This window comes from Microcystis protocystis FBCC-A270, from assembly GCF_050500235.1.
Taxonomy (GTDB): Bacteria; Cyanobacteriota; Cyanobacteriia; order Cyanobacteriales; family Microcystaceae; genus Microcystis; species Microcystis ichthyoblabe_A.
In genome coordinates this window covers 1,370,148-1,382,500 of record NZ_CP191407.1, presented here as the reverse complement: position 1 = coordinate 1,382,500, position 12,353 = coordinate 1,370,148, and the positions used below count along the sequence as shown (strand labels likewise).

Here is a 12,353-nt window from a genome sequence, read left to right as displayed (position 1 = left end):
TAGCTAATCAGACGCAAGCTCTTCTTCAGGCCAATTAGGTTTCACCTTTCGGCACATCGGGTATTAGCAGTCGTTTCCAACTGTTGTCCCCGTCCTGAAGTTAGATTCTTACGCGTTACTCACCCGTCCGCCACTAGAATCCGAAGATTCCCGTTCGACTTGCATGTGTTAGGCACGCCGCCAGCGTTCATCCTGAGCCAGGATCAAACTCTCCATGATGAATCGTTTGACTCTTTTGACTTTTTTTTGTCTCCCCCTTGCGGGTTTGACTTTTTTGTTATAGAATTGCTTCTAAACGAGGCTTTTTTTGCTTGGCTTTCAAACTATTGTTTTGTCTAGGTTCGAGCGTCGTTTGTTTCGCTTCGCTTTCGCTTTGCTTCAACCGCGCATTTACCAATGTATCTAACTTCCCCTGGTTTGTCAACCCCTTTTGGCAAAATTTTTTGATATTTTTTCTACCCCTTGCTACATAAGCTTTTCAGCTTTTAGGGTTTTTGGGTAGTCCTTGGCTCAGAACTGTCGGTGCGGCTACTTTAGTTTACTTGTACTAAATATTTTCCTCTATTTAATTTTTTCTTCAGTACCTCTCGATCGCAGGGTCGATTTTGGGGTATGGTTCCTTGAGAATCTATTTTCTGAAAGGAAAGCCCTCATGTCTCGCCGCGCTGCTTTACAATCCTATTTACTGGTGCGTTTACTCCTAGCTCCCTTGATGTTATGGACGATCGTGACGGTGGTTTTTCTGCTGATGCGTGTTGCTCCTGGTGATCCCACGGATGCGATTTTAGGCAACCGCGCTCCTGAAAGTGCCAAAAATGCCCTAAGAGAACAGTTAGGACTGAATAAGCCCCTATTTTTCCAGTATCTAGACTATATTTTCAATCTCATGCGTCTCAATTTAGGAGACTCTTTAACCAGTAAGGGGGTGACGGTGTGGGAGATTATCGCCAAACATTTTCCGGCGACGGTGGAACTAACTTTTTATGGAATGCTAATTGCGGTGATAGTGGGAGTCGGATTGGGAATTATCACCGCTTCCCGTCCCAATACCCCCTTAGATGCGGGGGGACGTTTATTTGGACTGATAACCTATTCCTTGCCGATTTTTTGGGTGGGAATGCTCTTACAGCTAATTTTTGCGGTACAGTTGCGCTGGTTTCCCTTGGGGACTCGTTTTCCTTTGAGTGAAACTCCACCCCAGACAATTACGGGTTTATACACCTTTGATAGTCTGATGACTCTACAACTAGATAAGTTGCCTACGGCGTTGTATTATCTAGCCTTACCTAGTTTTACTCTCGGCATTCTTTTGAGTGGGATTTTTGAACGGATGGTGCGAGTTAATCTGAAACAAACTTTGCAAGCGGACTATGTAGATGCGGCAAAAGCGAGAGGAATACCAGAAAAAACGATTATGATTGCCCATGCGCTGAAAAATGCCCTAATTCCCGTAATTACTGTCTTAGGATTAACTTTTGCGGCTCTTTTAGGTGGTGCAGTCTTGACGGAAGTTACTTTTTCTTGGCCGGGTTTGGGAAATCAGTTATATCGGGCGATTTCTCTGCGGGATTACCCAACAGTGCAGGGATTAATGGCTTTTTTTGCGACAATAGTGGTCTTTGTCAGTATTTTGATCGATTTAATCAATGCTTACATTGATCCTCGCATCCGTTATTAATCAGGGAGGTGGGGAGAAGGGAGAGGGCTCTTCTAGGTTCTGTGTGATAAGTTTAACTTACATAGGATTGATCGATATTTGTGTCCTTTGTGTCTCTGTGGTTCGTTCCACCCCCTCGCTAGGAGGAATGTATCTTAGAATACATTTTACCCACCAAACCTGGGAGAGCCGGGAGAGGGACTTTGAGCATTTGGGTGGTGATTCGGTAGTAGTGATGGCGGCTTAATCCTTTGCCAGGTGTGCATTGTAGTCATGGATAAAATACCAAAGGGTTCCCCAACGTGATTCTCCATTTTTTTAGAGAAAGATAGACTCTCTCTCACCAACCGAGAAATCCTTTCTCGAAAGGTATTATTTAATCTTTCAATAGGATTAGTTTGACCAGTTTCTTTCCCGACTGGTCGATGACGTTTACTGGGAATTACTGTCTTATATGACTCCCAAAAGTCTGTGTAAGCAACTGCACATTGTCGGTAAACGCCTGGTAAACTGGCACCAAAGTTTTTGGGCTGATTGACGACTCCTATCTCCGCGCATAGCAACCAATAATTTCCCTTGTATTTCTATCAATTAACCGCCAAATATAGACCTTTATCGTCTTAGAAAAAACAAAAGACCACATTTCATCACATTCTATAACCAATTTACCTTTTGGTTTGTCCGAAACCTTTATTTGACCAGGGACAGCCGCCAGTTTATTGTTGACATAATTTTGTAACCATGACCAACTTACCCCTGTTACTCTAGCAATTCCTCGTAAGGAAATTCGTTCGAGCAAGAGTTTATCAATTAATTGTTTGGTTTCGTCAGAGACGGTTTTATTAGTGGGATTGATCACAAACTGACGACCACATTCTTTACATTGACGTTTGGGTTTTCCATTATGAATAGAACCATTCTTGATCCTATAATGAGAACCACAATTAGGACAGGGGAACGGAGGTGAACTAGGGGGGGTACTTTGTTCGGTGCTAGACTGATATTTCAGTAAGCAAGACAGGAGCCAGAAAAAGATATTTATCAGAAAAGTCATGATCAAGCTAGGGCTCTTCTCGACTTTGTGTGATAATTTTTGCTTATGGAATCGTGAAATGTTGACGGAGAAAGACTTTTACGACTATTTTGCCGAAGAAACTATCAGTATAGGCTTCGTTTCCACACAGAAACCGGAAGAGCCCAAGCTAGAGGTTTAAAGACTGATCGGGTTCCAATTATTTTTATTAATAAATATTTTACACAATTCATACCAGGTAAGCAACAGAGCTACGCCACTACTACCGAATCATTACCTAAATCGTCAATTTGGGGCTTCGGCCCTCGACGATAGTTAGTTTTAGCGGCCACCGTCCCAGTTTGTTTCTTCCGTTTCAGCCAGATGTCTAATGTATTACGACTAATATTGAGGGTGCGACAGACATGGCTTTTTTTTCTCCCCTCGCTCTACGGCACTCACTGCTTTCTGTCTTAAATCATCACTATAGGGTGCTGCCATGAAAGCTTCTCCTCATTTCTTTTTCTCTATGGCTCTTCGGGAATTGTTATGCAAATAATTAACTTAAAATAAAATTCAATGAGAGTACCTAAGCTCAAAAGTAGCTGAAATCCATACAGGAAAGGACTTAAGGCACAAATAAGTTAATATCAAAAGATAGACAATCGAGTTAAGATTTGATATAATAGCCAAAAACCAGAGTATTTTACTTATGGTACTTGACAAATTTTTGAACCTAAAAGGAACGTCTATTCAAGGCTATCTACACCTAGAAAATATCGGTATAGTTTGCCGAATCGAATCGAAAAATCAAAAAGCAATCTGTCCTCGTTGTGGGTTAGAGAGCGATAAACTCCACCAAAATCATCGACATTTAGTCAAAGATTTACCAATCTCAGGTCAACCAGTGTACCTACAGGTTAATCGTCGTCAATTTAAGTGCGATAATTGTCGAAAACCTTTTAGTGAAGAGTTAGATTTTGTCGCCAAGAAACGAACCTATACGAAAAGACTAGCCGAGAATATACTCGAACAATTAAAAGAAGGAGATATTTTAAATGGCCAATTCAAGTCTGAATTGCATCACTGTCTGATCTACCTTTATAGAATACCTCATTCGGGGTACGATAGTCAAGACATTTTCGAGGACGATTGTTAATCAAGTTTACGGCTCTTTCCACCTCCTCTGGCTTAACGATTTTAAAATTCGTTCCCTTAGGGAAAAATTGTCTTAACAGTCCATTGGTATGCTCGTTTAATCCCCTCTCCCACGAATAATAAGGAGTAGCAAAATAAAAATCTGCTCCTAGTTTCTGACTCAACTCTTGATGTCCACAAAATTCTTTAACCTTGTCACAAGTAAAGGTTTTTCTTTTGTCAGGGTGAATCTCTTGAAAAAGTTTTTCTGTGACTCTATTGATTTCCGATGCGGTTTTGTTTTTGGCTAATCCTGCTACTAAAAATTTCGAGGCTTTATCTACATGAGTAACGAGAACTCCTAGATGATTGCCTCCAATCATTGTGTCACTTTCCCAATGACCGATTTCAGTTTTCTGGTCAGCAATTACTGGTCGCTCGCTGATATCTACACGCCCTGGAATCCCTCCACGCTTACTTTTTGCTCCGCCTCGACTCTTTCTTTGACAAAGCCCCCGGCGTAAATATTTCTGGTACTCTCCACATCCGTGATAGTTCTGATAGATCATTTGATAGATGGTTTCGTGACTGAGAGATTCTTGACTGGCTCTTTTCAGACGACCTGCTATTTGTTCGGGACTATGATAATCTTTCAATCCTTCTTTGACCAACTCTAAGGCTGACTCGCTGACATTTTTAAAGGGTTGTTTGGCATTTTTTCGCCTTGTCTCGCTTTCAGCTTGTGCTGTGTCAGGTAGATAGCAGCCAAGAGAACTTTGATTCCTTTTTAATTCCCGTGATATTGTGCTTTGATGACATCCGAGCCAGACGGCCATTTGCCGTTGAGATAAATTTCCCTCCTGACTAAGTTGGTAGAGCAAGTTTCTTTGTTCTATGTTAAGATGTTGGTGGCTCATTTTGGGTCTGATTTGTTTTTGTTAATGATCAGACAGTACCTGATGAGCCTTTCTTTGTCAACTCTTGAGGTTGATGCGTTTCATTTTTGAATTGGCGAATGTTAGCCGAAGAAATGACGTAACGGAAGAAGAGATTCAAAGAATGATAGAGGACATAGCTGAAGAAATTACAGAGACAGACCTATCGAAATTAAAAAGACTAGGAATTGACGAAATCGCTCTAGTCAAAGGACAAAAAAATTACTGTGCAGTTTTAGTAAATTTAGATACGGGAAAACTAATAGCTATTCTAGAGAAGCGAACACAAGAAGAATTGAGGGAAACGCTTACAGGGTGGGGAAAAGAGGTGTTAGAGCAAATTGAAGAAGTCAGCATAGACCTTTGGTTGCCCTATAAAAATTTGGTGAAAGAATTGATGCCATCGGCCGAGGTAGTCGCCGATAGATTCCATGTAATGAAACAAATTAATCAAGAGTTAGACGAACAAAGAAAAGCAGAAAAAAGAGCCGTAGAAGCGCAGAGAAATAAAAAACAGAAAGCGGAAAAAGAAGCGAAGCTAGAAGTTTTAAAGCGAAGTAAATATAGCTTGTTAAAAAATGAAAAAGATTTAACGGAAACCCAAAAAATCAAACTAGAAGCTATCAAAGAAAATTTCCCAAATTTGAAAAAGATGCAGGAATTAAAGGAAGAATTTAGAAAGATTTATGAAACCTCAGAGAATCCGACAGAGGGAATGCTATCCATCTCGGAATGGTTGGCAAAATCCTCCAGTGTTTTTACTAAGAGTTGTCAAACAATCCGAAACTGGTTTGGAGAAATAATTAGTTATTTCGAGCGAAGGACAACGAATGGGGTGGTCGAGGGAATCAACAATAAACTTAAACTAATAAAAAGAAGAGGCTATGGCTTTAGAAACTTTCGGAATTTTTGGGTTAGAAGTATGTTATCTTGGCATCTTGTCTGTTGATTTAGCATAAAGAGTAACGAAGAGCCATATATTTTTTCTTCGGCATTTTTTTGTCTGAAGTTGGATAACTTCTTCCAGATTAGCTCTTTTCTTATCCCTCAAAACAAAATTGATGGCTCTCCTGGTTTTCGTGTGTTAATTTTTGTTATAAATTAAAGCAAGCAAACAGCTTAAGTCGAAGATGTTCAAAATTGGTAAATCCATAACTCATTCTTTTAATAAGCTTGATTTTGGTATTCATTCCCTCAATTAATCCGTTGGTTGTATGATTTTCAAAGTAATTACAAATACCAGGCAAATGCTTCTGGATCATGCTGGCACTACTTTGATATAATATCCCGCCTATTCTTATCCATTTTTCCAATTTTCTCTCAGCACCTCTGAACGTTCTACTACTTTGATAAATTTGTCTAATTTCTTCTTTCATTTCCCAGGCTATTCCCAAGCAGGGATGTTCTTTCAGGATAACTTCTAGTTGTTGTTTTTGCTCGTCCTTTAAGTCCTCTTTATTCTTCCATAATAAATGAGGTAATCCTTTTTCATGCACCCCCATTAACTTTCTCAATTTATTAAGCTCGTCATTAATGATATCCATTACATGAAAACGGTCATAGATGATTTTAGCATTGGGAAATAATTCCTTGATCACTGCTGTAAATCCTGACCACATATCGACGCTCACTTCTTTCACCTTCTCCCGAACTGCGTCTGGCTGTGCCTTTAAGGCTTCCATTAATTCTTCTTGCTTATGTCCTTTAATCACATCTAGTAAAATTTTTTTGTCCAGATCTACGACCGTTGTTATGAAATCTTTATGTCCTTTTAAGTTACTAAATTCATCCAAGCTTATTCGTTCTGGTGCTTCCCACTCTTCCTTTTCTAGTTCTTTAGCACAGTGATTAAATATTAACTCAACTTCTGACCATCCTAACCCTTCTTCTCGACTTATTTCTTCGATGCTACAATTTTTTACTCTCTCATAAATCATCGATTCATAGCGAATTGTCTGAGGCTGTCTTAATCTCATAAAACTCAGTCTTTCGCTGATATACTTTTGGCACTTTTGACAATGAAACTGGCGGCGTGGTACTTCTAAATATACCGGATTGCCTAATATTGACAAATCTCTGACTAGATTATACTCTGTCTGATTGATTCTGTCCAAGGTTTGATGGCAATTCGGACATTCAATTGTTTCATTTAAAAGAGCGAGCTTTAGGAAAATTGTCTGAGCAATTTTTTGATAATTGACCACTGTTACATTTGGTAAATCGAGGAGTTGATCAAAATTTATCCACATAACCCACCTCCTGTTCTGTGTTACTGTTATACCATGCTCACACAGAACCTAGAAGAGCCAATTGATGCTCTACTAATTTTATTGGTGTAGAATAGAGACAATTATTGAGAGAGAAAGAAAATGAGCACTATTTCCCTTGAAATTCCTGAAGAAATCTTAATTAGTCTCAAAGAAACTCCTGAAAATCTATCAAGAGAATTAAAAATATTGGCAGCCGTTAAACTTTTTGAACTTGACAAACTATCTTCAGGACGTGCAGCCCAATTAGCCGGAATGTCACGAGTAGAATTTTTAACTATTTTGGGGCGTTATCAAGTCTCCCCTTTTTCTTTAACGACTGAACAATTGGAACAAGATATTGTCAATGCCTAATCCTCAAGTCATTGTCAACACCTCTCCTCTACTGTACTTACATCAAGTGGGCTACTTGGAATTGCTCCAACGCTTGTATTCTCAAATCTTGACTCCTCCAGCAGTAATCGAAGAATTAGCAATCGGTAAAAATAAAGGAATTGATGTTCCCAATATTCAGGCAATTGAATGGATTTCAATTACTCTGGTTAAATCAGTCAGTCTAATTCCGGCTATTATTGATTTAGGGCAAGGAGAAGCTGAGGTCTTAGCTTTAGGATTAGAAAATCCAGGTAGTTTACTGATTTTTGATGATCAATTAGCCCGACGTATTGCCAATTTATATCGCTTAAAATATTCAGGAACGCTTGGTGTTTTAGTTAAAGCGAAGCAGCAGGGCTATCTATCTTCTGTTGCTCCCGTTATTGCTAAGTTACGCCATCAAGTAATGTGGCTAACTGATAAAGTTGTCAATGATGTTCTTCGATTAGCTGGAGAGTAAGTATGCTTAAAAAAAAGGCTCTTCGTTACTTGGTATGGTTCGATAGGGGGGCATAAATCGACTAAATCCTTATCTGGCAAGAGACTTAATTGATTAGTTCGCTCTAGATCAAAAACAATTGACAAAAATCGCCAAATGTCTTTCTCTATAAGAGTTTCATTCCTTAATAATCCTGTACTTTGCATAAGACAAACCGAAGAACCACAAATCTTTTGCGATCGCTATCGGGGGATAGTTGTTTTTTGTCACAGCAGTGGGGAGAAGGGAGCGGGTTTTTCAAGTTGGATTGGCAGTTAATCATGCTATTAAAAACTGATTCAGTATAACGTTCCAGTTGAGCGGATGCCAGTAGCCTTAGCAACACAACCGAGGTCTCTAAACAGTCCGCTCCAACAGGATTGTTAGGCTGCATTTGCACTTTCCCAAAACTTACATGGTTGATAATTCCAAAAGCCTTTTCAAACAGTTTAACGCATCTTCAAACTTTTGGCTCATGTCAGTATGTTTTTTACCTAGTTGTTCTAGAATATCTTTATGATTCAAGTTAACAGCAGACTGATGCATTCCGATTAGGCGATTGTTGATTTCTCCTAATTTCTGGTAATATTTCCCCAGTTCATATCTAAACAATCTTTCCAAATAAATCAAAGCCGTACTAACAGCAACGCTGTAACGAAAAGCAAACTGTTCTTGGAGAAGCTCAGTTAATTTCTCTGTATCGTTAATCTTACCATATTCAGCCACTTTTTTTTCAAGATCTATCTTGTCTAGTAATTTTTCAGGTAGATTTTGCTTGCTCTCTGTGGGTTTTGGTGGCTTTTTCTCGCTATCTTCATCAGTGGGCTCTTCAACTTTCTGCTTAACTAAACGAGCAGAGACTTCGATAAGCTTATTCAGAGGGAAGGGTAGAATTCCATATATCATACTTTGAATTGCGTCACTACTCAGTAAAACTAACTCAGGTGCAATTTCACTGAATGTTTCTTGAAATACTTTTACTGAAAGGTTATGACTCACATCATCCCCAGACGGATCAAGAGGTAAATCAATAGGCATTTTGACCAGTTCGTACATGAGAACCCATTTACAGATAGCTAGAAAATTCCCATAAACCTGCTGCTTGGATTCTTGAATTTCTTTGTCAAGAGCTAGTTCTTTGATATATTTCTGCTCATAAGATTTCTGTTCAATTAGCTCACCGATTTTTATATCTCGAACTTTGTCATCGAATTTATGAAAATAGTAGTCGGCTAAATCTCTACTAAGTACCTAGGCAAAATTAATTACATACTCGCCTCCAAAATTGTCCAGCACTTTTTTAACGTAAGCGAGGAGGCTCTTTCGGTCTTTATAGGCGCTAAATTCAATCCATTCATATTTTAAAAATCTCCATAATATTTCAATTAAATTTAAATGAGGTGAATAAGTGGGCAACCAAAATATTTTCAAATTTTTCTTTTCCCATTCCTCAAGTTTCTCCATAAATGCCTCGCTGGTATGAATGGAAGCTTGGTCAATTATTATGACAGTTTTTTTCTGTATATTTTGGCAATATTTATCCAGAAAATTAATAACTATCTCGCTAGTAACCGTTCCGACCTGTGTCTCATAAAATAATTGATTATCTCGTTTCATTATTCCTAAAATATTTAGTCTTTTACCTTCAATTGGTGGTAACTTTATCGTGGTTTTTTCTTCTTGCCAAGCGTAAGGAATACAAGGCTTTGAATCCCATCCCATTTCATCCAAATATCCTATCTCAATCTCTCCTCTTTTTTCCTGTTTTTTTAGTTCTTCTAAAATAGGTAGTTTGACCTCAAGCTCCCACTCATCAGGGGTTTTGGCGACCCCTCTTCTCACCCTTTTCCACCTCATGTTGATTTTTTTTATGAGTCTTTTTATCGTGTCTTTGCTTACGGTTAATTTCCATTCTTCTACAATTTTTATCTGGATTTTTTTTAAGCTTTTCGGTTCTTCTTTTACCCAGTCAATAACTTGTTGACCTTGTGCTTCTGTCAATTTAGGTTTTCTCCCTCTTCCTCGACGATTATAAAAACCAATTAGTTTTCTATCTTCCCAGGCCGTCAACCAATTATAGATGGTCTTTCTCGTAACTCCAAATATTCCGCTCAATTCTTCTATCGTGGTTCCCTGAAAACTTAAGAGTATACATTTCGCTCGCTCTCTTACTTGATGATGTTTACTAGCTCGATAAATTCTCTCTAGCATTTTCTGGCTCTCGGGGTTTAGGTCTCTAATCAATCTCATTGTATTTTCCTGCTGCTTCGTTTTTTTATGTATTATACTTCTTAATTTTTTATTTGGGTAATTAATTTTGCATGACTACTTAGCACCTATCCGGCTGATCTATAGACAACCTTATTCGTCCTCATCAAGATCCAGATCAACGCCAGAGACCAAAGATTGAACATGATTGACTAGGTTAGAACTAATTGCCTGTATGTGTTGAGGGTTCTGTTCCATATCTTGGGCAAGAAAATTCAGAAATTTCCCAAGCAGTGGATCATTTTCTTCTGTCCCATCAGCCCGGGAAATCCATACTTTACCGTCGGCCTGTATGTTGTAGCAGATTTTATCGCGCTTATTCAAGCCAAGGGCTTTGCGAACGGAATCGGGAATTGTAGTCTGATAGCGATCAGTAAGAGTGGATTCTGGGCATGGGGCCATCGTTGCAGCTATAGCGACCTCTAAGCTTGTCCATAAAAACTAGCTCTTGATGGTAATGCAACTGCATTGTCTTGTCAAGTATGGAGTGACTATATCTACAGCCTAACGGAGCCGTTCACCTTAAATGTCGGCAGGATGCCCCGTTACACCCATAAGGTTGTTGTAGTAAACCTAAACCTGTCAGCATCCCACACCCCATCTTCCCACTTCCCCCCGGTTGAGTTAGCGGGTTCGGCTTCGATCTGTCAGAATACAAGTATTGAAACAACCCTTTTAAGAGGCTTCATGGTGGAAGTTAAAGTCGTTCCCCCGAAACGCAATTGGGTTCAGACGTGGTGGCAATCTCTGAATTCCTTATCTCGCTTACTGGTGATTGCTCTAGCTGCACCACTTATAGTTCTGAATGCCTGGGCATTATCGGCAATTTTTGGCTATTTTGAATCTTTATTTGTTATTTTACTGATAGCGGCCGTTCTATCTTTTCTCTTGGGTTATCCAGTGACTTGGTTGGAACGTCAGGGATTAAAACGGGGTTTAGCTGCGATCGTGGTTTCCCTGATCACGATTTTAATTTTTGTGGCCGTGGGAATCACCCTAGTTCCCCTAGTCTTCACCCAAGCGCAGCAATTTGTCAACAGATTGCCAGAATGGTTAGACTCGGGACAGCGCCAACTGATGCAACTAGATACCAAAATCGACACGATGAATCTACCGATTCCGATCAGTTTCGATGGTGTTATCGCTCAGTTTAACAGTCGTTTAGGGGCAGAATTGCAAATTTTAGCGGGAAGAAGCGTTAATTTAGCCCTTAATCTCACCGTTTTTACCGTGGTGCGAGTGCTTGATGTGCTGCTAACCATTATCCTCACCTTTTATCTACTTCTCCACAGTCCCGATATCTGGAGGAGTATTATCCAATGGTTGCCCAAACCCGTCCAACAACCCTTTTCCCTAACCCTACGCTTAAGTTTTCAGAATTACTTTGTCGGACAGGTGATTTGTGCCACCTGCATGGCCCTGGGATTAGTCACGGCATTTTTATCGATTAAAGTTCCTTTTGGTCTTCTATTCGGCCTGTTGATTGGTACCATGGCCTTAATCCCTTTTGGGGGAACTGTAGGCATTGTCACGGTGACAGCTTTACTAGCTTTGCGCGATATTGGTTTAGCTCTGCAAGTTTTAGCCGTAGCTGTAGTGGTGCAGCAAATTGTCGAAAACGGCATTGCTCCCCGGATTTTGGGCAGTGTCACCGGGTTAAATCCCTTTTGGGTGTTGGTTTCGGTCTTGACGGGGGCGCGAGTGGGCGGTTTACTGGGGGTGATTGTCGCAGTTCCCATGGCAGTAATGATCAAGGAAGCTTTGGAGGTTATCCGTCAAGTGACTCCAGAGGAGACAAAATACGGGATAATTAAACCCTCTCTCCCCCTAGAATCGGAATCCTCTAGCGAGGTAGTTTCTCGCTGAAGAATGACTGACGGCATCATCTAGGCCGATCTGAGCAATAATATTGGCCGGGATAAATCGGCAGTTTTCTCCCAGGTTCTTGGCTTTTCTCCCTCGATCGAGTTATGATGTAAACATTGGTAGATTGACCCCACTTGCCCTGATCGCTGTCCATGACAAGTAAGGACAAATCAAGGCTTGAGGATGCCTTGCTGGTTTCTGAGACCTAGCTTATTGGGAGATTAGCTAACCAATTGTCTCTAAACTCGGATAATTTCTAAGAAAAGGTGATTGTCTATCCCGATAAATCAGCACAAAATCGATATTTTGGTTAAATAGGCTACATTAACAGCTAGGTTTCTATCGTAAGCTCGAAGTT

The 12,353-nt window shown here is 39.9% G+C and carries 10 protein-coding genes, 1 rRNA gene and 3 pseudogenes (1 of these 14 only partly in view); 7 read left to right on the top strand and 7 right to left on the bottom strand.

The features are described from left to right. Window positions 1-219, bottom strand: a 16S ribosomal RNA gene (locus ACQY1X_RS06890); it reaches 1,269 nt to the left of the window's first position. A gap of 433 nt (window positions 220-652) precedes the next feature. On the opposite strand from ACQY1X_RS06890, the gene ACQY1X_RS06885 reads away from it, so the two are divergent. After that, window positions 653-1,678, top strand: a complete 1,026-nt coding sequence (locus ACQY1X_RS06885) for an ABC transporter permease (RefSeq protein WP_002775074.1) — start codon at window positions 653-655, stop codon at window positions 1,676-1,678. 43 nt (window positions 1,679-1,721) lie between these two features. Then, window positions 1,722-1,904, top strand: a complete 183-nt coding sequence (locus ACQY1X_RS06880) for a hypothetical protein (RefSeq protein ID WP_430014239.1) — start codon at window positions 1,722-1,724, stop codon at window positions 1,902-1,904. Here the strand turns inward: ACQY1X_RS06880 and ACQY1X_RS06875 are convergent. Beyond that, window positions 1,901-2,666, bottom strand: a pseudogene (locus ACQY1X_RS06875) (IS1 family transposase). The gene ACQY1X_RS06880 and the pseudogene ACQY1X_RS06875 sit on opposite strands and share 4 nt — an antisense overlap. 715 nt (window positions 2,667-3,381) lie before the next feature. Here ACQY1X_RS06875 and ACQY1X_RS06870 point away from each other — a divergent pair. Next, window positions 3,382-3,729, top strand: a pseudogene (locus ACQY1X_RS06870) (transposase family protein); the annotation flags it as partial. A gap of 7 nt (window positions 3,730-3,736) precedes the next feature. Here the strand turns inward: ACQY1X_RS06870 and ACQY1X_RS06865 are convergent. Next, the gene (locus ACQY1X_RS06865; protein ID WP_430015507.1) at window positions 3,737-4,723 is read right to left on the bottom strand and encodes an IS30-like element ISMae39 family transposase; all 987 of its coding nucleotides are present in this window, start codon (window positions 4,721-4,723) and stop codon (window positions 3,737-3,739) included. An 88-nt stretch (window positions 4,724-4,811) separates the two neighbouring features. On the opposite strand from ACQY1X_RS06865, the pseudogene ACQY1X_RS06860 reads away from it, so the two are divergent. Continuing rightward, window positions 4,812-5,690, top strand: a pseudogene (locus tag ACQY1X_RS06860) (ISL3 family transposase); the annotation flags it as partial. Window positions 5,691-5,835: 145 nt separating this feature from the next. Here ACQY1X_RS06860 and ACQY1X_RS06855 read toward each other — a convergent pair. Beyond that, window positions 5,836-6,990 (bottom strand): ISL3 family transposase, encoded by a 1,155-nt coding sequence (locus ACQY1X_RS06855; RefSeq protein ID WP_430014237.1) that lies wholly within the window; start codon window positions 6,988-6,990, stop codon window positions 5,836-5,838. A 120-nt stretch (window positions 6,991-7,110) separates the two neighbouring features. Between ACQY1X_RS06855 and ACQY1X_RS06850 the strand changes: the two genes are divergently transcribed. Both ACQY1X_RS06850 and ACQY1X_RS06845 read left to right on the top strand, forming a co-directional pair. Next, a complete protein-coding gene (locus tag ACQY1X_RS06850; protein ID WP_002764591.1) occupies window positions 7,111-7,362 on the top strand; it encodes a UPF0175 family protein in 252 nt (83 codons plus the stop codon). Then, window positions 7,355-7,843 (top strand): DUF3368 domain-containing protein, encoded by a 489-nt coding sequence (locus ACQY1X_RS06845; RefSeq protein WP_430014236.1) that lies wholly within the window; start codon window positions 7,355-7,357, stop codon window positions 7,841-7,843. Before ACQY1X_RS06850 ends, ACQY1X_RS06845 begins: the two co-directional genes overlap by 8 nt. A gap of 429 nt (window positions 7,844-8,272) precedes the next feature. Here the strand turns inward: ACQY1X_RS06845 and ACQY1X_RS06840 are convergent, their stop codons facing one another. From ACQY1X_RS06840 to ACQY1X_RS06830, 3 genes are all read right to left on the bottom strand, one after another. Next, complete coding sequence (locus ACQY1X_RS06840; protein WP_430014235.1) at window positions 8,273-8,917, bottom strand: hypothetical protein; 645 nt, start codon at window positions 8,915-8,917, stop codon at window positions 8,273-8,275. Between the two features lie 195 nt (window positions 8,918-9,112). Next, window positions 9,113-10,111 (bottom strand): IS630-like element ISMae24 family transposase, encoded by a 999-nt coding sequence (locus tag ACQY1X_RS06835; RefSeq protein WP_052275630.1) that lies wholly within the window; start codon window positions 10,109-10,111, stop codon window positions 9,113-9,115. Between the two features lie 111 nt (window positions 10,112-10,222). Continuing rightward, window positions 10,223-10,531, bottom strand: a complete 309-nt coding sequence (locus ACQY1X_RS06830; protein ID WP_002733815.1) for a type II toxin-antitoxin system PrlF family antitoxin — start codon at window positions 10,529-10,531, stop codon at window positions 10,223-10,225. Window positions 10,532-10,816: 285 nt separating this feature from the next. Here ACQY1X_RS06830 and ACQY1X_RS06825 point away from each other — a divergent pair, with 285 nt between their 5' ends. Further along, a complete protein-coding gene (locus ACQY1X_RS06825; protein WP_002732401.1) occupies window positions 10,817-11,995 on the top strand; it encodes an AI-2E family transporter in 1,179 nt (392 codons plus the stop codon). Window positions 11,996-12,353: the final 358 nt, after the last annotated feature.

What these genes read in the sequence shown, in the direction of transcription:
- ACQY1X_RS06885 (WP_002775074.1), top strand. Translation starts at nt 653, where the DNA reads ATGTCTCGCCGCGCTGCTTTACAATCCTATTTACTGGTGCGTTTACTC.
- ACQY1X_RS06865 (WP_430015507.1), bottom strand. Translation starts at nt 4,723, where the DNA reads ATGAGCCACCAACATCTTAACATAGAACAAAGAAACTTGCTCTACCAA.
- ACQY1X_RS06855 (WP_430014237.1), bottom strand. Translation starts at nt 6,990, where the DNA reads ATGTGGATAAATTTTGATCAACTCCTCGATTTACCAAATGTAACAGTG.
- ACQY1X_RS06850 (WP_002764591.1), top strand. Translation starts at nt 7,111, where the DNA reads ATGAGCACTATTTCCCTTGAAATTCCTGAAGAAATCTTAATTAGTCTC.
- ACQY1X_RS06845 (WP_430014236.1), top strand. Translation starts at nt 7,355, where the DNA reads ATGCCTAATCCTCAAGTCATTGTCAACACCTCTCCTCTACTGTACTTA.
- ACQY1X_RS06840 (WP_430014235.1), bottom strand. Translation starts at nt 8,917, where the DNA reads ATGTACGAACTGGTCAAAATGCCTATTGATTTACCTCTTGATCCGTCT.
- ACQY1X_RS06835 (WP_052275630.1), bottom strand. Translation starts at nt 10,111, where the DNA reads ATGAGATTGATTAGAGACCTAAACCCCGAGAGCCAGAAAATGCTAGAG.
- ACQY1X_RS06830 (WP_002733815.1), bottom strand. Translation starts at nt 10,531, where the DNA reads ATGGCCCCATGCCCAGAATCCACTCTTACTGATCGCTATCAGACTACA.
- ACQY1X_RS06825 (WP_002732401.1), top strand. Translation starts at nt 10,817, where the DNA reads ATGGTGGAAGTTAAAGTCGTTCCCCCGAAACGCAATTGGGTTCAGACG.